The sequence below is a fragment of the Roseivirga sp. genome (assembly GCF_965216855.1).
Classification (GTDB): domain Bacteria; phylum Bacteroidota; class Bacteroidia; order Cytophagales; family Cyclobacteriaceae; genus Roseivirga.
On the sequence record NZ_OZ244204.1, the window covers coordinates 2,275,798 to 2,299,982 of the forward strand.

Genomic DNA, 24,185 nt, shown 5'->3' on the forward strand with positions numbered 1-24,185 from the left:
AAGATCATGGAAGAGGTTGTTTCTAACGAACTGAAAAAAGAACATCAGGAAAAAATTAACCGGGTTGCCGCAGAAGTAGGCAAAATAGTGGTTGGCCAGGAGTATATGGTGAACCGACTTATGGTTGGTTTATTCACTAATGGACATATTCTATTGGAAGGTGTTCCTGGTATCGCGAAAACACTTACCGTAAATACGCTGGCTAATGTGTTGCACCTCGATTTCCAGAGAATCCAGTTCACACCCGACCTGCTCCCTGCCGATTTGATCGGTACCATGATCTATAACCAAAAGAAAGCTGAGTTCGAAGTAAAGAAGGGACCTATCTTCGCCAATGTAATTCTGGCCGATGAGGTAAACCGTGCTCCTGCTAAAGTTCAGTCTGCTCTTTTGGAGGCCATGCAAGAGAAAACCGTAACTATCGGAGAAACCAGTTATAAGCTGGACAGGCCTTTCCTTGTATTGGCTACTCAAAACCCGGTAGACCAGGAAGGAACCTATAGCTTACCGGAAGCACAGATTGACCGTTTCATGCTCAAAGTAAAAGTCGACTATCCTTCTAAAGAGGAAGAGCTCGAAGTAATGAGAAGAATGGCCAACATGAAGTTCCAACCAGAATTGGAAACACTATTAACCAAAGAAGATATTTTCTCTATTCGAGATGAAGTCAACCAGGTGAGCATTTCTGAATCGCTGGAGCGCTATATAATAGAGTTGGTCTTCGCTACTCGTAATCCTAAAGAGTATGGCTTGAATGACGAAGCTTACTATATGCAGTTCGGAGCTTCACCCAGAGCCAGTATTAATCTGAACCTCGCAGCTAAAGCCATTGCTTTCTTCAATGAGCGAGACTATGTACTCCCTGAAGACATCAAGGAAATTGCCAGCGATGTACTAAACCACAGAATTATCCTCAACTACGAGGCTGAAGCTGATGGCATTACTACCGAGCAAATCATCGAAAAGCTGCTCAAAAAGATCCCAATCAACCATTAAAATCTGAGTTAACATTCCGTTAATACAATTAACTTTTTAATAAACGGAATGACAACTATTCTTAACAAAGGGGTAAACGCTTTCTGAAAGCGATAGAGTTTTTTTGTGTCAAAATTTAAACCTAATCAAAAACATGAAAAACTCTGTTAAACGTTTATTCAGCCTATTCTTAGCAACGGCACTAGTTGTAGCTGTATCGGCATGTGGTGATGATGAGCCAGATCCGGATGCACCAGCTGTCAATCAGCCAGATGCTGTTACTTTGGATGAAGGCACCTCACAAACTGTATCTTTCAACGTAACTGTACCGGGTGGTTATGCTTCTGCAGCTGCTACTGCTACTGGTGGTACTGCTGAAATTACTTCACAACCTTCTGCCGGTGCAACTACTGGTACTATTGAAGTATCGTACACTGCTGGTTCTGCTCCTCAGAGTGGTTCTGCTGCAGGTTCTATTACTTTAACTGTTACAGATGCTGCCGGAAAAACCGGTAACAACACAGTTGTAATGACTATCAACAGTACTTTTGTTGAGCCTACCTGGACAACTGAAGATATTACTGAAACCAGAAGCATCGGTGGTGCTGATGTAGAGTTCAAGCAAACCAGAATCACTGGTATTATCAACAAAGACTTCACCATGACAAACGATGTTGCGTGGATTCTTAATGGTAGAGTGATCGTAGGTGCTGGTGCTACTTTGACTATCGAAGCTGGTACTATCGTAAAAGGTGAGAATGGTCAGGGAGCTCTTGCTTCTGTGCTTTTAGTAGCAAGAGATGGTAACATCCAGGCTAACGGTACGGCTTCCAGCCCAATCGTATTTACTTCTATTCTTGATGATATTAACGTAGGTGAATTCGAATCTACGCTTGACCTTGACAATGACCTTGGCCTTTGGGGTGGTGTATTGATCCTGGGTAATGCTCCAATCGTAGCAGGTGCTGATGAAGAGCAAATCGAAGGTATTCCTTCTTCTGTGAGCGAAGGTCTTTATGGTGGTTCAGTTGCTGATGATAATTCAGGTTCATTTACTTACTGCTCTATCCGTTTCACTGGTCAGCAATTAGGACCTGGTAACGAGCTTCAAGGCCTTACTCTTGGTGGTGTAGGTTCAGGAACAACTATCGATCACGTTGAGTCTATCAACTCTGCTGATGATGGTATTGAAATCTTCGGTGGTACTGTTAACATCTCTAACTTCATTGTGTTGAACCCTGATGATGATGGATTCGATACTGACCAAGGATGGTCTGGTACTGCTACTAACATTGTATATATCGGTCAGAAAAACGGTGTAGGATTCGATTCAGATCACCCATTCGAATTGGATGGTCCTGAAGGTGATGACGCTGGTGACCCGGAAATCGGTAAATTCAGAGGTGGTACTGCCTGGGGTAGATCTGCTTCAGACTTTGCTGACCTGAGAGATGGTGCTCAGTACGACATGCAAGATGTTTACTTCTTCGGTTTCAACTCAGGTGTTGATCTTGAGCTTGATGCTGACGGTACTGTTGTTAACCCAGGAACTTCTAACGAAGAAACACTTTCTGACGATCCAACTAACTCAGACAACTACGCTAACGACATCATTATCTTCTCAGGTAACGAGTTCAATGTAGATGCTTCTGATATGGCGAATGCCTTCACTATCGATGCTGTATTGAATGATAAGTTGAGCGCTAGCCTTGTAGCTGCAAAAGCTAATCAAATTACTGATAACGAAACAGTTAAGTTCCCTGCAAACAACTCAGTTGTAACTACTGCCAATAAGACTAAAGGTGCTGATGTATCAGTTCTTTCATGGTCTTACACGGCTATGTTAAACTTGTTGTCTGGAGCTGACTTCCAATAAGAACTAATTAACAACCATAAAATGCTCGTGGGCACTGCTCACGGGCATTTTATTTAGAGATGAATGACTAACATCAAATTATAATGAAAAACCTAAAATTCTTGTTTCTAATCCTTTTTACCCTTGGCGGACCGGCTCTACTGGCCCAAAATGGTAAAATTCGTGGTACTGCCTACGAACGTTCCAATGGCGAAGGCATGTGGGGCGTACAGGTGGTAATCCCTAGTACCGGTGGTGGTGCTGTTACCGATTTCGATGGAAAATTCGAACTCGAAGTGGCTCCTGGTACTTATACAATCCAAGCTTCTTTCGTAGGTTACAACACAGTAACCATTAACGAAGTGGTAGTTAAAGCAGGTGAAAACACAGTGATCGATGCCATTTGGATGGAAGAGTCTGTGTCTGAAATCGGTGAAGTAGTTGTAACTGCCGAAGCTATTAAAACAACTGATATTGCCTTACTCACTGTAAAGAAGAAGGCGTCTAACCTGATTGATGGTATTTCATCTCAGCAAATCAAAAGATCTGGCGACAGTGATGTAGCCGGAGCAATTAAAAGAGTTCCCGGTGTATCTATCCAAGGCGGGCAATATGTGTTTGTTCGTGGTCTTGGTGACAGGTATACCAAAACTATTCTGAATGGTATGGAAGTTCCTGGTTTGGACCCGGACAGAAATGCTATCCAGATTGATATTTTCCCAACTTCTCTAATAGACAACCTGATTGTCTATAAAACCTTTACTCCTGACCTGAGTGCAGACTTTGTAGGAGGTACTATAAACATTGAAACCAAAGAATTCCCTGAAGAAAAGACTACTTCTCTTTCATTCAGCACGGAATACAATCCTAGCATGCACTTCAACAACAACTTCCTGACCTATAATACAGGAGGAACAGATTTCCTTGGTTTTGATGATGGAACAAGAGATCTGCCTTTCGATGGGCGTAATGGTGATATTCCTAACCCATTGAGAAGAGATCCTTTAACTGAAAGCGTTACAAGGTCATTCGAACCTAATATGGCTGCGCAAACTCAAACTAACCTGGCTAACTTCAGCATTGGCCTTTCTACCGGTAATCAGGTAGACTTCAAAGGCATGAAACTGGGTTACATTGGCGCCATTAACTACAGAAATACATCGAGCTTCTATGAAGAGGCTTTGGATGCCGCATATGTTAAGCCTGCTCCGGCCGATGAATATGAGTTGATCTCGGATACAAGATTTATTGGACCTCTGGGTATTAGTGATGTTCAGCTAAGTGGTTTAGGTGGGATTTCACTGAAGTCTGATAAAAACAAATACCGGGTGCAAGCCATGCACATTCAAAACGGTACTTCAAGAGCTGCTTACAGAACAAGAGTCAGATCAAATAACAACTTCAACACATCTTATGTAGATAACCTGGAATACACAGAAAGATTCCTGACTAATGTACTAATTGCTGGTGAGCACTACTTCAACGGTAACGAGAGTTCTCTGGAGTGGAAAGTATCTCCAACATTCGCTACCATTAACGATAAAGACGTAAGAATTACTCCATTCACAGATGATAGTGGAGATGTAACTATCAACCCACAGGAAGGTGGAGAGCCTAACAGAATCTGGAGATTATTGAACGAGACTAACTATGTAGCGAAAGTAGACTATAACCGAAACATCACCTTGATGGGTAGAGAGTCTAAGCTGAAAGCCGGTATCAGCAATATCTACAAAACAAGAGATTACGAAATTCAGAACTACATCGTGTCCATTCGTGGTAACCAGGACAATCTGAATCTGAATTCAGACGCAGACAGACTATTTGCCGAAGAGAATATCTGGACTCCTGAGTCAGGAACCGGTGTTTATATTCAGAATGGTTTCAACCTTTCTAATGCTTATGAAGGTAGAATTAACACCCTGGGCGGTTATGTAATGGGTGAGTTAGCCCTTACCGAAAAACTAAAAAGTATCGTTGGTTTAAGAGTTGAGCAGTACGATCAGTGGTATACTGGTGTCAACCAGGCTGGTGCCAACCCTGCAGATCCAAATGGTATCGTTTATGAAGATGACAATGTACTTAGTTCTTTGAACTTCTTCCCTTCAGTAAACTTCATCTATAATGTAGTTGAAAATGCTAACCTGAGAGCTTCATTCTCTCAGACTATCGCAAGACCTTCTTTCAAAGAAAAGTCTACTGCTGAGATTCAGGATGTACTGACCGGCAGAACATTCATTGGTAACATTGATCTTGTTGAGACCAAAATCAACAACTACGATTTAAGATATGAGTACTTCTTCGGAAGAGGTGAAACAGTTTCAGTAGGTGCTTTCTACAAAACCTTCACTAACCCTATTGAAATGGTAAGACAATCTCAGGCTCCAAACGATCTTCAGCCCAACAACGTAGGTGATGCTACCATTGCCGGTGTTGAGGTAGAAATCAGAAAAAGCCTGAACTTCCTGTCTCCGGCACTTGAAAACCTATCATTGATCTCTAACCTTACCTTCACTGATGCTAAGGTGAACATCGATGATAACGAAGCTCAAGGCAGACAGAACGGATTGAGAACTGGCGAAAACTTCGACAACACAAGAAGCTTTGTAGGTCAGCCTCCTCACATCATCAATGCTGGTTTAAATTACACTGACTATGAGAGATTCATTGAAGCCAGTTTAACATATAACGTACAGGGCAGAACATTGGCAGTGGTTGGTATCAACAGAACACCAGACACTTACGATGTGCCTTTCAACAGCCTGAACCTTAATATTCAGAAAGGATTTGGTGATGAAGGTCAACACACCCTGTCTCTCAGAGTGACTAACATTTTGGGTGACTTAAGAGAAAGAGAATTCGAATCTTATCTGAGCTCAAATGCTCTGGAAACCAGAAGAGATCCTGGAACAGCATTTAGAATCAGATATAGCTACAATATTATCAAATAGGTTTTTCATATCATTTGATTTGAAAAGGCCCCGGCATAGTTGTCGGGGTTTTTTGTATGTATACAGCAAACTATTTGATATAAAATGCTTTAGTGTCGAAATTCTTCTAAATTTATATCGACTGAATCAACAGACTCAATTATGAAAAGGCTCATTTTTATAGTCTTGCTCATAGGAATTGGATCTTACATTGCCGTACAATATTTGAAAGACAGGAGATTCAACCCTCCTTCAGGCTACGACTATGTGATTTCTACCGAAATAGACACAGACTTCTACGACAAAACTGTCGTCCAACAATACTACAAACTGGCCTATGATGCGGGAAGCTACGCCCGCTCTCTCTGGTTCAATGATGGTATCGATGTTCGCATGATGGACCGGGAAAACCATGAATCTACACAAGCCACTGATTACTATAACAAACTTTTGGCAGCAGCCAAACAACTGGAAGACCAGCTGGAATACTCAAAAACCCTAAGAGACCAGGGCCTTACCAAAGAGCAGATTCGCGTGGTTTTCGAGCAGGGGCTTACCCCCGATGACATCAAATTTGAAATGCATTCTGAACTTGTCGGTTTAAAAATAGGAGATAACGGAGCCCGTGTATGGGAACTACAAAAGCTCCTGAATACTCAGGGAGACAGCATTCCTGAAGACGGCATTTTTAATATCCTCACCCGTCAAAGATTACGCACTTTTCAACAAAGCAATCAGCTTTTCCCTAGTGGAGAAGTAGACACAAAGACCTTAAAAGCACTTTTGAAATAGATACTATGGCAAAAAAAGAAGAAGCGCCTAAAACAATCCCGGGATTGTCAGGTGATCCAAAGATTGAAGCCGTTAAGCAACTCATTTTTGGAGAGAACATGCAACAGTACGATTCTGAGTTCAATGAGATCAAAGCCCTCATTAAGAAGACCCGTACTGAAATTGAGACCGAACTCAATGAAACACGCGATGCACTCAATAAACTGATCAATCAGACCAAAGACTCTCTCACCAACGAAATTCAAGACCTGAGAAGCGATATGAATAAAAAGGTAACCCAGCTGAGAGCCGATATGGACGAGGCTGTAGCCGACCTGGATGACAGAAAACTGAACCGCAAACTTTTGGGTAGCCTGTTACAGGAAATGGGCAAACAAATCGCAGAATAAACTGAAGCATGGGGCAAGGCTTAGGCTTTCAACAACTTCGGAAAATTCTTCTCGAACAAGATTGGGAAGAGAGGAAAGAGCTTGCCCAAAAATTACAACAACTAGACGGCCAACTGAATACCAGAGAGGAGCTTGAACAGAGGATAAGCCCTATTCTGGAAGATCAGGAAGCCAGAATCCAACGTGAGTTCCCCGTACTCTTTGGTCCGCAAATTACCGAGTCTATCAAAAAGCAGATCAAGGAATCTCAGGATGAAGTTGTCGAAGTGCTTTACCCGATCATCGGGCGGATGATCAAAAAATACATTACCAATGAAATACAGAAGCTTTCCGATAAAGTAGATGCCCAAATGGAGCTGGCCTTTAGCTGGGAAGGGTGGAAGCTTAGAATTAGGGCTTGGATATCGGGTACCCCACAAAAAGACCTGATGCTCTCCAAACTCATCGAGCCCAGAATTGATGAAATCCATGTGATTGAAAAGAACTCCGGCCTCCTACTGGGAAGCTATAGCAAAAAGGAGAACCTGGACCGTGATATGGTTGCAGGAATGCTGACTGCTATTAAGTCATTTGTGGAAGATGCTTTTCAGGGAGACACACAGGAACTGGAAAGCATAGACTACCAGAACTATAAAATCATTATCAAAAGCTTTCAGTCCTTCTTTATCGCGGTGGTTTGCACCGGTAAACTCAACACCTCATTCAAAGACAAGCTCGATGATGAGCTACTCAACTTTGCGCAAAGGGTCTTAGAAAAAGCCAGAAAAGCCGGTAAAGAAGAGCTGGAACAAGAACTAATAAATGAGGGTCTGGAAGAATATTTCCAGGACTTCGAAGAGTTGAATGAATAAAAAGGTAATCCTTATCGGACATTACGGAGTAGGCAAAACCTCGCTGGTTAAACGCTTCGTGCACAGCATGTTTTCTGAAGAATACATCACCACCATAGGGGTGAAAATTGACAAGAAAACAGTCACGGTGAATGGAACATCTGTTAACCTGCTGATTTGGGATATTGCCGGAGAAAGCTCGCAGCAAAAGGTACCTCAAAGTTATAGACTGGGTGCCCACGGAGCACTATACGTATTTGATCTGAGCAGGCCGTCTACTTATCAGCAAATTGAAGAAGAAATCAACAGCCTGAAGGCTCTTCTGCCCAACATTCCTGTCGAGATACTGGGAAACAAAGCCGACCTGGTAACCAAAGAGGAAATCGATCAGGTCAGTCAACAGATTCATCCTCTAAAAGCATCACTCACCAGTGCCAAAACCGGTGAACATGTAGATGATGCTTTTGAAAAACTGACCCAATCCATGATGGTATGAAACACGACCTGAATCAGATGAAGTTGTCAGAACTGGGACCTTTGTGCCAGGTGACTTTATTTGAACCAGATGGTCAAATCATTGAGAGTTGCGATACCCTCATTACTACTCAAAAGGAGGTCTCCATCTATGAGCAATTCAACTTCCTGATGGGTATTCAGGAAGTCATTATGGAGATACAACCTGATGAACCCCTCGTTTTCGAACTGGTTGAGTGGACCGAGCAAAAGGAAGCCCTATTCGGCATGAAGTTCCATAGAAATGCTGAAGGCCTGATTCAATGGTTTATCCTGGATAAGACTGCTGAAAAAGATCAGATTCTGGCTGTTCAGCAATCCAGAAACAATGCTTCTATCAGCGAAGAAGTACTGGAAATGAAGCAGCAATTGCTGGAGACAGAGAAAAAGCTTTTAGGCTACAGAAACGAAGAATTACTCCGGGTGCAGAAATTCAAAGAACGTTTCTTTGCTGAAGTAAGTCATGAAATGCGAACACCTTTGAATAGCATCACCGGATTGGTGAAACTATTGGAATGGAGCGAGCCCAAAGCCATTTATGACTACCTACACGCCCTCAAAGCCACTTCAGAACATTTGAACCATATCATTAACGATGTACTCGACCTGTCCAAGGTAGAAGAAGGCAAACTACAGCTCGAATACCTCGGTTTCAATCTGCACGAAATTACAAGTGCTATTCTGAAAGGCTTTTCTATGGCGGCTGGTGAGAAACGCATACGGCTGCGATCGAACATTGACAAAGACATTCCGCACCTCATCCTTACCGATCCTATCAGACTATCACAAGTCCTCTTCAATATTGTGGGCAATGCCATGAAGTTCACTCACGATGGCAGCATATGTCTCAATATCAAGCTCAATAAAGTAGTCGAAGAGCAATACTTCCTAGCTTTCGAAGTGACGGATACCGGAATAGGAATGTCTGAAGAAAGTATCAACAAAATCCTTGAACCATATGCTCAGGTAGAGGGTCAAAGCTATTATGAATATGGGGGAACCGGCCTTGGCATGGGTATCGCTCTTCACTTAATTCAGGCGCTGGGAGGTCAACTGGACATTAAAAGCGCCAAAGGAAAAGGAACCAGCATGTTGTTTGAAATTCCTTGCAAAGCTGCACAAAAGGCCGATTATACAGTAGATGATCATTATGATCCGGCTGCCCATATCGACCCTCAGAACTATTCATTCCTTTTCGCTGAAGATGATGCCATGAGCGCGCTGATTATGAAAGAGCGGGCCACAAAATGGAACCTGAAATCAACTTTCGTTTCGAATATCATCGAGCTGAAAGATGAATTAAATTACACAACACATGATATCTTAGTGACTGATGTTCACCTGGGAGATGGCAATGCCATAGAGGTAATTAAGTCACTCAGAACCAGTGACTCGAAAAACAAGGATATTCCGGTGCTCTTTCTTTCAGGAGATGCGCAAAGTGAACATTCTCAGTTAAATGAGTTAACTAATTGGGGTTATCTGGTCAAGCCTGTAAATCCTAAAAGCCTTTCTTTAAAAATAAGAGAAATGTTAAACCTGAATGACGATAATACACTTGAACCGGTAGACCTGACTCATCTCAAGGCCGCTGCTCAAAACGATACGGACTTCTTGTTAGAACTCATTGATACCATTCTGGAGCATTTGCCTGCAGATATGGAAAAGCTTTCACAAGCCCTTGCCGATCAGGATGCAGAAAGTGCCAGGAAACTATTACATAAAATGAACCCCAGTATCAGTTATCTGGGCATTGATAGCCTGATAGAAGAGAGAAAGGCATTACACGATAAAGTGGCTGAAGGACAATCTATTGTCAAAGAACTAAGTCCATTCAAGGCCAGAATCAATATGGCACTGGAAGATCTTGCGGCACAGAAAGAAGAGCTCAGAGCATCCTAAAAGAATCAGGCCGACTCAGCACACCATCAATCATTCGATTTTCTGATGCCCTCAGCCGGCCTGATGTAATTATTTCAAAAAGTCTATTGACCTACTAAAAACAGAGCATTAGCGACAAACAGCTTCCCGTTTTCCCAGAAAGCCCTGAATAAGGGGTTATCGGCCATATAAACCACAGCGCCTCTTCCCACATTATCTACACCGAACACCATTGATTTTGCGAGGTTCTTCTTAGCATCTTCACCCGCAACACCACTGATGTAGGCAGCCTCAGACTCTATGATTCCCACATTCCAGCCATTTGGTAAATAGGCATATCTCGACCCATTATTTTTAATAGTGAAGTAGTGATTTGAATATCCATAACCTAGTGGATGTGTATTGTCTACTTTGAGTTTAAAGATAGCCCCCGGTAATCTTGAGCTTTCGAAACGGGCACCACGCTCAGCATATGGTGTCAGAGCAATAGCCTCTTTCTCTTCGTCAGATTGTTTGTTCGCTTCTTTCTGATCTCCATCGCTGGCATATCGCTTCAGACTGAAACCGCCTTTACCCATAAATGTATTCATAGCTCTTTCAATCGCCAGAACGCGACCTCCACTTCTGATCCAGCTATTGAAGTCTTCCATTCTACTTTCAGTAAGCATACTTCCATAAGAACCGGAAGGCATCACCACTACATCGTAATCATCGAGGTTTACGCGACCGAAATCGTCAGTATTTACCATGGTGATTGGGTAATTAAGCTCCTGCTCCATAAAGTACCAGAACTCACCGAAGCCGAGAGATGAAACACCATCGCCTCTCAGCACCAGAATTCTGGGAGCTTTCAGAAAAGGAATGTTATTAGAACCGAAGTCTTTCCCGCTATCTACAAAAGTAGTTGGTGTTGAATAGAGGTTTCTGCCATACTTCTCTGCAGCCGCCTTTACGGTTTGATCGAAACCACTACCCATGTGCATATTTCCTTTTCGGGTAATGATAAGTGACCCTCTTTCATAAGACTTTCCATTCACAGAGAAGGGTTCTGTGGCAAATCTTAACTTAATTCCTGATTTCAATATCTCTGCAAGGAACTTTGCGTCTTCCAGGGTTTCCCACTTGGCCAGATAGGCCGCTGGTGCCTGCTCAACTTTTACTTCACGAGCCGCATAAGTCGGCTGACCCTCTGAAACAGAAAGTCTTTCAGTAGTAGCATAAGCATCAAGACCCATCATATAAGGAATGGCCCAGGCGGTAATGTCATAAGTGTCGTTAATGCTGGCATAAGTTTCTGGTTCAAAAAGTGCCTGAACCATCACTGCTTTAGGCTGATAGGCCGATACCACAATGTCAGATTCCTGAACTGATACATTCTGGCTTTCTCCAGTCATGTAATTGAAAGCATTTATTGGTTTTCTGGTGGAAGACTTACCATAATCGATCATGTTTTTCTGAAGAAAAGCCTCCAGCATCTTTAACTTATCGGGGTGGTTAGTGCCCTTCACAATATAGGTTTTGTACTTAGCCTTCGGGTTGCTCACCGCCTTCTCGAAGTAAGCCGTAAATTCATCAACCATTCGCTCATTGTAAGAGGAAGCTGTTTCTACGGTAGACATTCCCGTGGTGAAGTGGTGAGCGATAGCATCAGATAATTTCAGAGTATCCCCTTCATCAGTCAGAATGGCGAGGTCAGAGCTTCCCTGCTCGTAAGTCATTCCTATAGCACCATTGTACATCGGATAAGAGTCTCCATAACTCGGATAAAGAATATCAAAGCTTTCTTTGGTAAAGAATAACCAGCCATTCTTGTCGAAGTACTTGGCATGGTTTCTACCAATAATTTCCTGAAACTGTCTTTGCCAGTCAGTTACCTGCTCATGAATAGGCTCAGCGGCCGGAGCAAAGTAATATGGACTGTTGCTGCCTTGCTCATGAAAATCTACATGAATATGAGGCATAATGGTGTTATAGAACTTGATGCGCTGTTGCGACTCTATCTGCTTTTGCCAGGCCCAGTCTCTGTTTAGGTCGAACAGGTAGTGGTTTGCTCTTCCTCCGGGCCAGGGCTCATTGTGCTCAGCGGCTTCGGGATGTGGGTTCGGGGTAGTACCAGCCACCTGGTTGATCCAGTTTGAATACCTGTCACGACCGTCAGGGTTAATACATGGATCGAGGACCACTACTGTATTTTTCAACCATTCTTTGGCTTCTGCATTTCCTGGTCTGGCCAGCTCATAGAGCGTTTTCATAGCTGTTTCAGTCGAATTCGCCTCATTGCCATGCACGTTGTAGCTCAGCCAAACGATACCGATTTTATTGCCCGATGGAGTGCCCTCCATCAATTTGGCTCTCTTCAGGTTATCCGTTCTGATTTGCTCCCAGTTATCAATGTTTTCCTGAGAAGAGACCATATTAGCGATAAGGGGTCTCAACTCATTGGTTTCTCCATACTTATGATGTGTCACATTGGAGAGTTGGGAGGCTACATATTCATAGTAGTCTACCACCTTATAGTTGGGGGTAAAACGAGAGCCTAACTCATAGCCCAGAAACTCATCGGGACTTTTCAGAGATTGACCAAACAGGGAAGCTGCCATCAACAGCAACAAATTGACAATTGCGAGTCTTTTCATTCCAAATTTCTTTAAGGTGTGGAAGATACTTCAAAATGAATTGCAGGCAAAGGTCAAATTGTTGATTGGCGTAATGAACAGCTTATTCATCAGCAACAATTCTCATCATGTATATAGTATATCGCTCAGGTTCTTCATCTAGCATACTGATGTTTTGCATACCATAGATTATTTCATTGTGGTCTGCATACTCGAGGTAATTAACCTTGGGGTTCATTTTCAACTCTTTGTTCACCCGTTTTCCATCCTTAACTATCAGGTATTTCAAATAGTCTGACCGTTCTATTTGTTCATAAGCATCAGGACTATTTCTATACTTCTCCATGGCAGATAACTCCATTCCGGAATAGTATAGAATTAGATCGAATTCGCCTACTCGAAAGACAGATTCAACGCGCCCCTCTCGGTTTCTAGGTTTATACTGTTCTGCTTCTCCTGCCGACCCCATAGAGTAACCATCAAAAAACACGAATTCATCATAGGGTATGGTGTAACTGTCGACTATGTCACCATCTGGAAGGTTTCTTCTAAAAAAAGTAGTGTCTGTATTGAGTACATAATGCAGCAGGTTATCCTTCAGGTCGAAAACAGGTCTTAAAAAGTAATGAGCTTTTCCATTCCGATATCTGCTGTCCGGTGTAAGATCTCCAAATGGTAAAAAGACCGAGTCCCGGGGATTGGTATAAAGCTCTGGCTCAACAACATCTACAAGATTGAATTCATCGAAGTAGCCTTCTATCCCTCCCCACAAATCCGTTTGAGCTTCACCAAAATAGGTGATCAGTGCAGGTTGGTTATCATTCTTTGTAAATTGATAGATGTGTTTCTTGCCTATGAAGTGCATTTGGGATGGAGAGTATTGCGGTCTCAATACCTTCTCAAACTGAAGTTCTTCATCCAATAATACCACAGCAAATTTCCCCAGTAAGGCCACACCATCTCCGAAAAAAGTACCGGACATCAAATAATCACCCGGGCCTTCAGGATCAGATTTAAGAAACTCCTTCTCTGCCAGAACTTCACCATTTGCATTGTAAATCCAGACTTTTGGAGTTCCAGATTGAATGATTAACCGATTCCCCGTTTTCTCATCAACATCAGCCACGATTAAGCTTCTGGTCAAAATGTCGAACTGCAGCGAATCGAATATCTCCAGTCTGTAATTAGCCATTACCCCGTCAGAGACTGTTTCAGATGAGTTACCGGAGCAGGAAAAAACAATGAACGCGGATATTGAAAAGAAGACAGTACTTTTGAATAATTGCATGTGATTATAGCTTAAGGATCAAACTAATCAGATAGTCACTTATTTCAAAAGCAAGGGGCACAAATTGAAAAAAGGCGAACAAAGATATTTTCTGGCGATCATTCCTCCTGAGCCACTGACTACTGAAATCAATGCCATCAAGGAAGAGTTTGTAGAGCGCTTCAATTCAAAAGCTGCTTTTCGGTCTCCCCCTCACATTACTTTACACATGCCCTTTCAATGGAAGGAGGCAAAAGAGGAAAGGTTATTTCATGTCCTTGCACAAACAACTAAATTCAAATCGTTTCTGGTTGAGCTAAATGGCTTTGGGGCATTTGCTCCCAGAACCATCTTTATTCAGCCTGAAGCCAACGAAGAATTAGAGCAAATGAATCAGGAGTTGTTGCTGGCTACTAAAAGACAGCTCAATCTATTTCATGCCATTCATCAGAATGGGTATAATCCACATATTACTGTTGCCTTTCGGGATTTAAGAAAGCCCCTCTTTTATGAAGCCTGGTCGGAGTTCGAACACAGATCATTTCAGGGCTCTTTTGAAGTCAACAGCTTCTGGCTGTTGAAGCATAATGGAAAACAGTGGATGGCTTACAGGGAGTTTACGTTTCAGAAAGACTAGGGCTTCAACTCTATCCAGATAGAGACCTCATCTTCCAGGAGGAAATGGCTCTTCCCTACATGGTAGTCTCTGCGGTCTATGGTGAATTCAGTCTTGAGAACTGATATACCACTCTGATTGAAGCTTACCTGAAGCGGGAGCTGCATCTTGGTAGTGACATCCTTAATTGTCAAATCCCCTTCAACAAAATAGCTTACTCCCTGTCTGTAAATTCGGTTTGACTTGAAAGTCATGGTCGGATACTTGTCAGCGTGAAAGTATTTCTTCTTCATCAGTTGCGTATCGCGGGCAGGCATTTCTGTGTCCATAGAAACCACCTGTATAGTAGCATTGAAATAAGAATTCTCCAGGTCATCTGTATCGAAATGGTATTCAACAGAGGTGTCTGAAAAAATACCTGTTACTGAAGCCCCTGAATACAGCACCTCAAACCTTGCTTCGAGCACCTGACCAAAAGCAGCTGCCTGAATCAAAAAGAATAAACCAAGAAGACTAGTTCTTATAATCATCGATGACACTTCCCTCTTTTATCAGGTTAATATAATCTGTTAGTCTCAATTCCAGTTCCGTAGGCCCCAGAGAATAAGGAGCTATTTCATAAGGATTGAAGTAGAATACAAGGCTTTTATTAATAATGGCGAAATTCTTATTCAGCTCAAACCGATCGTTTTCAAATGAATAGCCCCGGTCTTGCAATGACTGATTCGGAGGAATTTCCTTCGTCATTCTAAACTCTATTTCAGCCGCTTCATTCAGGCTACTCTCATAGCCTTCTTTCAGTAAATCATCCAGCCCAATAGGCTCACCTGTTCTCAAGTCATAGCTTCGGTATACCTGTCCCGAGTTCGGGTGTGCTCCTCCGGTATAGGAATAAACGGTACTGGCCACACTGATAAACAGACTATCCTGATAGAGGATATCTGAAGTGATTTCAACTGTCCATGAATTGGCATAATCCGGAAACTCCTCAATTACACTCTCATAGTCTGTTTCCAGTTCCGTTTTCAGATCGAGAAATGATTCAGTCTGGTCAGAAAGGAAAGTTGTCGCAAGGATGTCCCTCTTAATGTTTTCATTCAGGCATTCTGCCACAGGCTGGCTTACCTTTCCTGTTATCTGTGGATATTCTATCTGGATAATCAGGCACTTCTTAGAAGTTGAATCATTGGCACAAGGGCCAAGGTATTCATTGATGGTTTCTACCTCATATTCCACATAACGGGGTATCGCTGCTGGTTCGGGAATAGTCGCTTTCTCTTCCTTTTTACTGCCAAAAGAGCAGCTCATGACCAAAACTGAAAGGAGTAGGAATAGGTAAGTTTGCCTGATCATTAAAATGTAAATGTTTTAACCTTGATACTCTTATCGAGCTTATAGCTCAGAATTTTATCATTGGCCTTAATGTGTACTATGTTCTGCTGGTCTTCAAACACATCCATTAACGCCACATTGGTGACCTCTATTTCCTTCAACTGTGCCAGTGAATCAATTTCATAGTAACACCAGCGGGCATCTCCTTCCAATTCAGAACCAAAGTAGCTGAATGCCCTATCTTCTCCATCAATGACGAAAAACACTTTATGTTTGAGATAATCAGAGATAAGGCTATCCAACCGGGCAGGGTCTTCCGGTTCCACGGTATCTATATAGTCAAGACCATGATAGTCCTTTAGTCCATCTTCCAGGTCATCCAGGAAGAGGCGATGGCTAATTTGCAGCGATTTTCTTTCCTGATTATACTCAGCATCCATCACACTCACGTGAAAAGGATGCAGCCAAAGTACAAATGAGAAAAACGCCAAAGATGTAAGCTTGAGATTCATGCCAAACACTTTTCTATGCTCCTTCAAAATTAAGCTTTATTATTGCAATCCTTAGTGAACAGCAATCACAATTAGCACAAAGAATGAGCCAGTTCAATACTTACTTCCAATTAGGTTACGAACACATACTCGATGTTAATGGATATGACCATATCCTTTTTGTATTAGCGCTTTGTGTTTTGTACCAATTACAAGACTGGAAAAAAATTCTGATTCTGGTGACGGCCTTCACCATTGGCCATTCTATTACGCTGGCCCTGAGTACCATGAACCTGGTCAATTTCAGGACTGACATCATTGAGTTCCTGATTCCGGTGACCATTTTCATAACTGCTTTCTCCAATATTTTGAAAAAGCAAGGTTCAACACCGTCCAGATTCAGCAGTAATTACTTTTATGCCTTGTTTTTTGGCCTGATTCATGGACTGGGCTTCTCAAATTATCTCAAAAGTCTTTTGGGAAGGGAGGAAAGCATATTGATGCCACTATTAGGATTCAACCTTGGCCTGGAGCTGGGGCAAATCATAATTGTTGGCTTCTTTACGATAATCTCATTTGTATTTGTGGGATTGTTTAACGTGTCTAGACGCGACTGGATACTGGTGATCTCATCAGCCGTTGCAGGTATAGCCATTACTTTAATGATTGAAACGAAATTTTGGTAATAAACTAAACTACTATGAAGAAGATAATTTTTGCTCTCATGGCTGTTTTTGTTCTGGGTGGCAACACCATGGCCCAGGTAGTAAACAGCAACCATGGAAAGCGATTTGAGCAATTGGAGCGAATGCTGCGTGACCCAAGTATGTACCGAAGTGCTTCCGGAGCCCCGGGACCTAAGTACTGGCAACAAAAGGCTGATTATAAAATTGAGGCTACGCTCAATGACGATAACCAAAGGCTAGATGGCTATGAAACCATCACTTACTTCAACAATTCTCCTGATCCACTCAACTACCTTTGGCTGGCACTTGATGAGAACGTAAGACAGCCTGACAATGATTCTTACAAGTTCGATCCTAGCAGCATCAGACCTCGAATGACTTATGGTCAAATCGATGCATTGGATGGACATGATAATGATTGGGGATTCCACATCACTGAGGTAACTGACTCAAGGGGCAATGCCCTGAAACATACCATCAATCAGACTATGATGAGAATCGATCTTCCGCAGACGTTAAAGCCGGGAGAAAAAACTTCTTTCAACATCAGATGGTGGTACAACACCACTCCCAGAAGTGAATCTGGTGCTCGTGGTGGACATGAGTACTTCCCTGAAGATGGCAACTACATCTACACCATCACTGGTTGGTTCCCAAGAATGGCTGTTTACTCTGACTTCCAGGGTTGGAACAACAAGCAGTTTACCGGCAGAGGAGAATTTGCCCTTACTTTCGGTGACTATGATGTGAAAATGACCGTACCGGCCGACCACGTTGTGGGTTCAACAGGATGGTTGCAGAACACTAAAGAAGTGCTGACTCCTGAACAACAAAGAAGATGGGAGCTAGCACAAAAGACTTTCGATGAGCCTGTGAAAATCGTGACTTTAGAAGAAGCTAAAGAAAACGAGAAAGAAGGCACATCGGCCACAAAGACATGGCACTACAAAGCTGAAGACGTTAGAGACTTTGCCTGGACTTCTTCAAGAAAGTTTATCTGGGATGCTATGGCTACCAATATTCAGGGCAGCGATAACAAGCCAATGGCTATGTCTTACTATGCTAAAGAGGCTTACGGTATCTATGACAGATACTCTACCAAAGTAGTAGCTCATACCCTGAGAACTTACTCTAAATATACTATTCCTTATCCTTATCCCGTAGCTATCTCTGTGGAGGCTTCTAATGGTATGGAGTACCCAATGATCTGCTTCAACTATGGTAGAACATTGCCTGATGGTTCTTACTCAGAGTCTACTAAGTACGGTGCTATCGGAGTAATCATTCACGAAGTAGGTCACAACTTCTTCCCGATGATTGTGAACTCTGACGAACGTCAGTGGACATGGATGGATGAAGGTTTGAACACTTTTGTTCAGTATCTGACCGAGCAGGAGTTTGACAATAATTATCCTCACAGAAGAGGTCCTGCTTACAAAATTGCTCCTTACATGGCTTTACCAAAAGATCAGTTGGAGCCGATTATGACTAACTCTGAAAACATCATTGGTTTCGGTAATAACGCTTATGCAAAAGCAGCTACCGGACTGAACATTCTTCGTGAGACCATCATGGGTCGTGAGTTGTTCGACTTCGCCTTTAAGCAATATGCGCAAAGATGGGCCTTCAAACACCCGACTCCGGACGATCTGTTCAGAACGCTTGAAGATGCTTCTGCCGTTGATATTGACTGGTTCATCAGAGGATGGTACTTCACTATCGATAATGTAGATATCTCTATAGAAGATGTAAAATGGTATAAGCTGGATACTCAGAATCCTGAAGTTGAATACCCGATCGTAGCGGCTGAAGACAAGTTGGAGAACACCGATATTGCAGACAGCCGAAACAGAGAAGAAGGTATGAAATTTCTGGTAGAGGAAGATCCTGAATTACAGGACTTCTACTACTCTTACGATGAGTTCGAAGTAACTGAAGAAGCGAAAAGAGCTTACCAGAGATTCTCAGCTTCACTTTCTGCAGAGGAAAGAGCGCTGCTGGGTAACAATAAAAACTTCTATGAAATTGATTTCAAAAACAAAGGTGGTTTGGTAATGCCTGTTATTATCGAATGGACCTATGTTGATGACACCAAAGAAGTAGAGAGAATTCCTGCCTACATCTGGAGAAAGAATGAAGAAAGCTTCACCAAGGCCTTCATGAAAGATAAAGAAGTAGCGCAGATCAGAATTGACCCTTACAGAGAAACAGCTGATACTGACGAAAGCAACAACTACTTCCCAAGAGTGAATCAGCCCTCAAGATTTGAGCTATTCAGATTTGGTGGTGGAGCAGCCAGAGGTCAGTCTACCGGTTCTAACCCAATGCAAAGAGCAACCAGCGGTGGTGGCGGTAACTAAGCCATAAGAAGAAAATCATTGATGAACAGCCTGGGGAAACTCAGGCTGTTTTGTTATCAGCCTATTCAGCCTGATTGTTCTTTCTGGTGGAAGGCCTTTTTCTATAAGAGTAATAAGCCATTACATGCTCAAGTGCCTTCTTCATGGCTTCATTGATGGGATAGCGTATGGTGCCCAGGTCCGGGTCAATAGATCTCAGCCTGAAGTAGTAATCGCTCATCAGAGGAATTTCAGCCCCTTCAACAATAGCTTCCTGAACCTGAGCTACCTGATCAGCCTGTGATTCTTTGATCACTTTACAGGTCACATATTTCTTCAGACCATCTCTGCCCTTCATCGCTGAAAAGCCAAACAGCCTGCAGATCAGCCCCCTGTAGCGGTACTGACCACAAGCGCCCTTGTCTGTCGCTTTGGAGTGTTGATTGAAAAGAATGCAGTAACTGTCTTCCTTGGAAATAAGCCTGTCATAGAAAGACTCAATTTCACGGTTTTCCAGTAAATCGAGAGCTAAAGGGAGGAATTCCAAAGGTGTGGCTTCAATATCTGGTTTGAAGCAGCACTTTCCACAACCGGCAAGACAACTGATTTTTGAATACTCCTGAAAGGAGCTGATTTCACTATCCAGAGCCATGAAAACCTTTTCCACCGCTCTCACTTTGCGAACCACTGACATGATTAGGGCTGCAAAGATATAGCAGAAAAGTGTTTGAAGATGCTGTCTGAAATCAAATAATTATCAGAAGCGAAGCTCCATTTCCATTTCTTTCGGTTTTCTAAAATCATCAATGACCGGGTAAAAATAACCTCTGTACTTTTTTCTCTTCTCTCTAAACAGGTAGATCATTCCCAATTCCACCTTTCCATAGTCTCTGTCCATGGCATATTCAATCACCTGAAGCGGTCCAATAGTAGTGAGATAAAGCTCAAGGCCGGGAATGTTATTGGCTGCCGCAATCACGGTATCCTGTTCAAAGGTAATCTTAAGCTGGTCGAAGGGGTGACCCTCTGCCAGCATCTGGGCCTGACTGCCTGGAGTTACCGGCCCCATTTCTAGGCCATCTTCAATTTTCAGAAAAGTATATTCGGTCGGAACAGCATCGATAGTAGAGCTTAAAACTATGCGGCTGGCCTCAAAGTGACCATAAAGCGTATCCTTCTTCCCAAACATTAATAGGCTGTCCTGCATGAGCGACCAGTTCCAGTTTTCATCCCCATCCCAGGAAAAACTTCTTGCGGTTTGATCCTTGTCGAACTCAACCACCATCAATCCGGGAGTATAAACTTCAGAGGAATCATAAGGTAGCCCTTCATCAAAGACCAGTTCTCCTTGTTCCATAGTAGCAGAGAGCACCGGCTGTTTGGCCTTAATATGAGCCATAACCCAGGTTCCGGAAGGTTCCTGTGCCTCCAGTTGTAGAGAAAACAACAATATGGTGATGATGGCCCAATTTCGCATACACGAAAATAGGGCTAATCGGCTAGCGATCAAGCCACTTTTTGAAATCCTGTACTCTTTCTCTGCTCACAATGGCATCCATGTCGTCTGATTGACTGAGGATTATGCGCAACCGGCTGTTGGAATAGCTGACAATGTCTTTGACTGCCCGAAGTGAAATAAGGTACTTACGATTGATGCGAAAGAACTCTTGCGGGTTAATCAGCCCCTCCACTTCTTCCAGTGTATAGTCTATGATATACCTTTTCTTTTCAGCCGTGACCAAAAAAGTGGCCTTGTCCTGGCTGAAAAAATAAGCGGCTTCACTCACCGGAATGGTGTGGATATGCTCGCCAATTTTCACCACAAACCTTTCCTTATACTGTTTGGTCATCATCTGCATGGCCTGCTCTAGTAGAGCGAGGTTAGGTTGCTGAGGTACCGCCTTTTTAAAGTTTTGGTGAAACTTATCCAATGCATTCTGGAGCTCTTCGGGATCTATCGGCTTAAGCAGATAATCAATGCTATTCACCTTGAATGCCTGTATGGCATATTCATCGAAAGCCGTGGTGAAAATAATGGGTGTGCTGATCTTAATCTGATTAAAGATTTCAAAGCTTAGACCATCGGCCAGCTGAATATCAAAGAATAATAAGTCGGCCTGATGCTCTGATAGCCACTTAACCGCGGTCTTTACAGAATCGAGCTGATCCAGAATTTCGATCTCAGGTTCAAGCTTGTTCAGCAAAGAGGAAAGCCTTTTGGCCGCCATCGACTCATCTTCTACTATTAATACTTTCATTCAGAAATTTTTAAGAGAGGAAGTTCTACTTTGAATGTTTTATCTGTTTTTTCAATGACCACTGGTTGGTCACTCAGGAACTCATATCGGGCTTTTATATTGGCCAGCCCCATTCCAGAGCTTTCTTCTGATGGTATGTTTTTAATCTGAAGGTTATTGCTCACTATCAGCCTGTCCGCTTCTACCTTTATGTCAATGGTCAGAGGTTCGTCTTTGGCAATTGTATTGTGCTTGATGGCATTCTCCAATAGCATCTGTAAAGCCAATGGTGGAATCATTCTATCCTGATAGCCCTCTACATCAATGTTCACCTTGAGCTTGTCATCAAACCTGATTTTCTGCAGAAAGAGATAAGATTCAACAAACTGAAGTTCGGTTTCCAAGCTGACCACTTCTTTTGAGCGCGTATCCAGAACATAGCGATACACCTTGGAAAGTTGCCTGATAAACTTGGCCGCCTGATCCTGATCTTCATAGACCAGGTTGGTCAGGGCATTTAATGAGTTGAAGAGAAAATGAGGGTTGACCTGATTCTTTAGCGATTCATATTTAGTAGCCATTTGCTCCTTTTTCAACCTTTCCGCATCGAGAGCCGTCTGCTTCCAGTTTTTGAGAAAGCTGGCGGCATTCAGAAAAAAGCTGATGACAAAGGTGATGCCTATGGCTGTAATAGCGATATCTGTAATATCATTGACTTTTACATCAGTGATAAGATAGGCCATCAGGTAAAGGAAATACACTGCGGCCGGGGAGTAAATAATTACACCAACACTTCCCCAAATAAATCGCTTAACCGGCTGTTCCAACCAGGAAATTTGGGTAGAGATATAGTCAGAGACATAACCGTTTCCCAGCCAGAGAAACACCCACATAAGCCCTGTGAAACACCAGGAGAAAATCAGGGCAAATGTGTTATCGAAACAATCAGGACACCATAAGAAATTTGTAGCTCCACCGAAAAGGAAGATGAGCAGGCCGTTTCTCGCCTCCTTCTTCCAGTTAATTGTTTTCAGATAACTCATTTTCTAAATCTAATCAAAAATCAATTCTGAGCAGGTGAATACTTGCCTACCTTAAACTGTCTGCGATACTTCGCTGCCCAATAGGAAACCAAGGGTAGGCCAACAATAGCTGGAAGCACCCAGGGTAACCACATCATTTCATTGGGCAACCTGAATATTTCTCCATTCTGAACGGCAAAAGCGGTAATACTGGCGATCAGCGCCCCACACATGGAGTTCATATGTGCGAACCACCACCACATTTTTTCTGCTTTATGCAGTGTTCTGAATCCCTTGAAGTTTTGCCATCCGGTTTGCGTGGTGAAGAAACCAAAGAACATACAGAGGTAACCCAATACGGAAGACCAATCTGTTTTGAGTAGATAGTGAATGCCCATACCAAAACTAAACAGGCCAAAGGCCATGGTAATGATTGCCGCAGCCCAGTCGATAGTCAAAGGTTTGAGTGTCTTCTTCAACTTAAGTACCCTCACTCCGGAGAAAGTCATATACCAGCTAAATACTGCAATGACCATAAGAAAAGCACTGAACCTAACGAAGCTGATGATGAGTAATGCCGTGATAAAAACACCAAACATAGCCCAGTAGAAAACAGAACCTACTTGTCTGTGCAACTTTCCTCCTTTCTTTCCTATAAAGGCAGCAATCAGCCCCGAAATAAGCGTGGTGGCTCCTGCCACCACATGCAATATGATTAATGCTTTATCCGGCATGAGTTTATTGACCGCATTGTTGAATCAGACCAGCTACCATTTCTTTCCCCCATTTAGGATCGAAAGACTGCTCTTCCGACTGACCATCAAATTGATCGAGGGCTTGTTGTGCTCTTTCGCAGGCCTTGTCTGTTGGTGAACCGAAGAACTGCGCCATGCCCATTTCCATCTGAGCTAAAAAGGTATTGGCTCTTGGGTTATTCGGGTCTATGGTCAAAGCCTTGCCAAACTGTTGCATGGCTTTCTGAGATAGCAGCTGACCACGCGTTGAAGGATCCGCAGACAATTCGATCATATACTTATACCCTTGCAGTGCAATGATTTCAGCATTGTTTGGCGAAAGGGCCAGGGCCTTATCGATGAAGGGCTGAGCCTGATCTGTTAACTGATCTTTCTTGTCTATGCCTTCTACCCTGAATGACATGTTAATGTAAGTCAGCGCAGCATAGTATTGTGGGTGCCACTGATCCTGAACATTAGCAGCAATTCTTTCGAATTGTCCCGCTACACTTTGAAATTCCTCCAATGACTGGGCGGAGCCAAGAGAGCTTAAGCCTTTGGCCATGGCATTGATATACGCCTGCTGATTTTGAGCCTGAAGGCTAAATCCTGCAACTATGATTCCGATAATTAATACGAGCTTTTTCATTTCTTCTTGAGTTTGTGACCGAAAGGTAGATC

The 24,185-nt window shown here is 42.8% G+C and carries 22 protein-coding genes; 11 read left to right on the plus strand and 11 right to left on the minus strand.

The window, feature by feature from the left end; translation table 11 throughout:
• The first annotated feature begins 6 nt into the window (after window positions 1–6).
• From ACOOEY_RS10185 to ACOOEY_RS10220, 8 genes are all read left to right on the plus strand, one after another.
• On the plus strand, window positions 7–996 hold the full coding sequence (locus ACOOEY_RS10185) for an AAA family ATPase (RefSeq protein ID WP_420388571.1): 990 nt from the start codon (window positions 7–9) through the stop codon (window positions 994–996).
• Window positions 997–1,129: 133 nt separating this feature from the next.
• The gene (locus ACOOEY_RS10190; protein WP_420388572.1) at window positions 1,130–2,851 is read left to right on the plus strand and encodes a hypothetical protein; all 1,722 of its coding nucleotides are present in this window, start codon (window positions 1,130–1,132) and stop codon (window positions 2,849–2,851) included.
• A gap of 83 nt (window positions 2,852–2,934) precedes the next feature.
• On the plus strand, window positions 2,935–5,781 hold the full coding sequence (locus ACOOEY_RS10195; RefSeq protein WP_420388573.1) for a TonB-dependent receptor domain-containing protein: 2,847 nt from the start codon (window positions 2,935–2,937) through the stop codon (window positions 5,779–5,781).
• A gap of 141 nt (window positions 5,782–5,922) precedes the next feature.
• Window positions 5,923–6,552 carry a peptidoglycan-binding domain-containing protein gene (locus ACOOEY_RS10200; protein ID WP_420388574.1) on the plus strand — a complete coding sequence of 210 codons (630 nt, stop codon included), beginning with the start codon at window positions 5,923–5,925 and terminating at the stop codon, window positions 6,550–6,552.
• A 5-nt stretch (window positions 6,553–6,557) separates the two neighbouring features.
• Window positions 6,558–6,941, plus strand: coding sequence for a hypothetical protein (locus ACOOEY_RS10205; protein ID WP_420388575.1), 384 nt, complete (start codon window positions 6,558–6,560; stop codon window positions 6,939–6,941).
• Between the two features lie 8 nt (window positions 6,942–6,949).
• Entirely contained in the window at window positions 6,950–7,792 is an 843-nt protein-coding gene (locus ACOOEY_RS10210) for a hypothetical protein (RefSeq protein WP_420388576.1), read from the plus strand.
• Entirely contained in the window at window positions 7,785–8,267 is a 483-nt protein-coding gene (locus tag ACOOEY_RS10215; RefSeq protein ID WP_420388577.1) for a Rab family GTPase, read from the plus strand. Before ACOOEY_RS10210 ends, ACOOEY_RS10215 begins: the two co-directional genes overlap by 8 nt.
• The gene (locus ACOOEY_RS10220) at window positions 8,264–10,186 is read left to right on the plus strand and encodes an ATP-binding protein (RefSeq protein WP_420388578.1); all 1,923 of its coding nucleotides are present in this window, start codon (window positions 8,264–8,266) and stop codon (window positions 10,184–10,186) included. Before ACOOEY_RS10215 ends, ACOOEY_RS10220 begins: the two co-directional genes overlap by 4 nt.
• 83 nt (window positions 10,187–10,269) lie before the next feature.
• Here the strand turns inward: ACOOEY_RS10220 and ACOOEY_RS10225 are convergent, their stop codons facing one another.
• Window positions 10,270–12,801, minus strand: coding sequence for a M14 family metallopeptidase (locus tag ACOOEY_RS10225; RefSeq protein ID WP_420388579.1), 2,532 nt, complete (start codon window positions 12,799–12,801; stop codon window positions 10,270–10,272).
• Window positions 12,802–12,883: 82 nt separating this feature from the next.
• The gene (locus tag ACOOEY_RS10230; RefSeq protein WP_420388580.1) at window positions 12,884–14,068 is read right to left on the minus strand and encodes a hypothetical protein; all 1,185 of its coding nucleotides are present in this window, start codon (window positions 14,066–14,068) and stop codon (window positions 12,884–12,886) included.
• A gap of 64 nt (window positions 14,069–14,132) precedes the next feature.
• On the opposite strand from ACOOEY_RS10230, the gene ACOOEY_RS10235 reads away from it, so the two are divergent.
• Window positions 14,133–14,684, plus strand: a complete 552-nt coding sequence (locus tag ACOOEY_RS10235; RefSeq protein ID WP_420388581.1) for a 2'-5' RNA ligase family protein — start codon at window positions 14,133–14,135, stop codon at window positions 14,682–14,684.
• Here ACOOEY_RS10235 and ACOOEY_RS10240 read toward each other — a convergent pair.
• From ACOOEY_RS10240 to ACOOEY_RS10250, 3 genes are read right to left on the minus strand one after another with little or no spacing between them, the layout of a single operon-like run.
• Window positions 14,681–15,193: a YceI family protein gene (locus tag ACOOEY_RS10240; protein WP_420388582.1), complete on the minus strand. Its 513-nt coding sequence runs from the start codon at window positions 15,191–15,193 to the stop codon at window positions 14,681–14,683. The genes ACOOEY_RS10235 and ACOOEY_RS10240 overlap by 4 nt on opposite strands.
• Window positions 15,177–16,016, minus strand: coding sequence for a DUF3298 and DUF4163 domain-containing protein (locus ACOOEY_RS10245; protein WP_420388583.1), 840 nt, complete (start codon window positions 16,014–16,016; stop codon window positions 15,177–15,179). The genes ACOOEY_RS10240 and ACOOEY_RS10245 overlap by 17 nt, the downstream gene beginning before the upstream one ends.
• Window positions 16,016–16,507 (minus strand): DUF6702 family protein, encoded by a 492-nt coding sequence (locus ACOOEY_RS10250; protein WP_420388584.1) that lies wholly within the window; start codon window positions 16,505–16,507, stop codon window positions 16,016–16,018. The genes ACOOEY_RS10245 and ACOOEY_RS10250 overlap by 1 nt, the downstream gene beginning before the upstream one ends.
• A gap of 83 nt (window positions 16,508–16,590) precedes the next feature.
• Between ACOOEY_RS10250 and ACOOEY_RS10255 the strand changes: the two genes are divergently transcribed.
• Window positions 16,591–17,172, plus strand: a complete 582-nt coding sequence (locus ACOOEY_RS10255; protein ID WP_420388585.1) for a HupE/UreJ family protein — start codon at window positions 16,591–16,593, stop codon at window positions 17,170–17,172.
• A gap of 14 nt (window positions 17,173–17,186) precedes the next feature.
• Window positions 17,187–19,532: a M1 family metallopeptidase gene (locus ACOOEY_RS10260; protein WP_420388586.1), complete on the plus strand. Its 2,346-nt coding sequence runs from the start codon at window positions 17,187–17,189 to the stop codon at window positions 19,530–19,532.
• Between the two features lie 61 nt (window positions 19,533–19,593).
• Here the strand turns inward: ACOOEY_RS10260 and ACOOEY_RS10265 are convergent, their stop codons facing one another.
• The 6 genes from ACOOEY_RS10265 to ACOOEY_RS10290 form a co-directional block, all read right to left on the minus strand.
• Complete coding sequence (locus ACOOEY_RS10265; RefSeq protein WP_420388587.1) at window positions 19,594–20,205, minus strand: YkgJ family cysteine cluster protein; 612 nt, start codon at window positions 20,203–20,205, stop codon at window positions 19,594–19,596.
• Window positions 20,206–20,268: 63 nt separating this feature from the next.
• On the minus strand, window positions 20,269–20,988 hold the full coding sequence (locus ACOOEY_RS10270) for a hypothetical protein (RefSeq protein WP_420388588.1): 720 nt from the start codon (window positions 20,986–20,988) through the stop codon (window positions 20,269–20,271).
• Window positions 20,989–21,010: 22 nt separating this feature from the next.
• Entirely contained in the window at window positions 21,011–21,769 is a 759-nt protein-coding gene (locus ACOOEY_RS10275; RefSeq protein ID WP_420388589.1) for a LytR/AlgR family response regulator transcription factor, read from the minus strand.
• On the minus strand, window positions 21,766–22,791 hold the full coding sequence (locus ACOOEY_RS10280; protein WP_420388590.1) for a sensor histidine kinase: 1,026 nt from the start codon (window positions 22,789–22,791) through the stop codon (window positions 21,766–21,768). The genes ACOOEY_RS10275 and ACOOEY_RS10280 overlap by 4 nt, the downstream gene beginning before the upstream one ends.
• 20 nt (window positions 22,792–22,811) lie before the next feature.
• Window positions 22,812–23,504: a hypothetical protein gene (locus tag ACOOEY_RS10285; RefSeq protein ID WP_420388591.1), complete on the minus strand. Its 693-nt coding sequence runs from the start codon at window positions 23,502–23,504 to the stop codon at window positions 22,812–22,814.
• A gap of 4 nt (window positions 23,505–23,508) precedes the next feature.
• Window positions 23,509–24,153, minus strand: a complete 645-nt coding sequence (locus tag ACOOEY_RS10290; protein WP_420388592.1) for a tetratricopeptide repeat protein — start codon at window positions 24,151–24,153, stop codon at window positions 23,509–23,511.
• Between the last annotated feature and the right edge of the window lie 32 nt (window positions 24,154–24,185).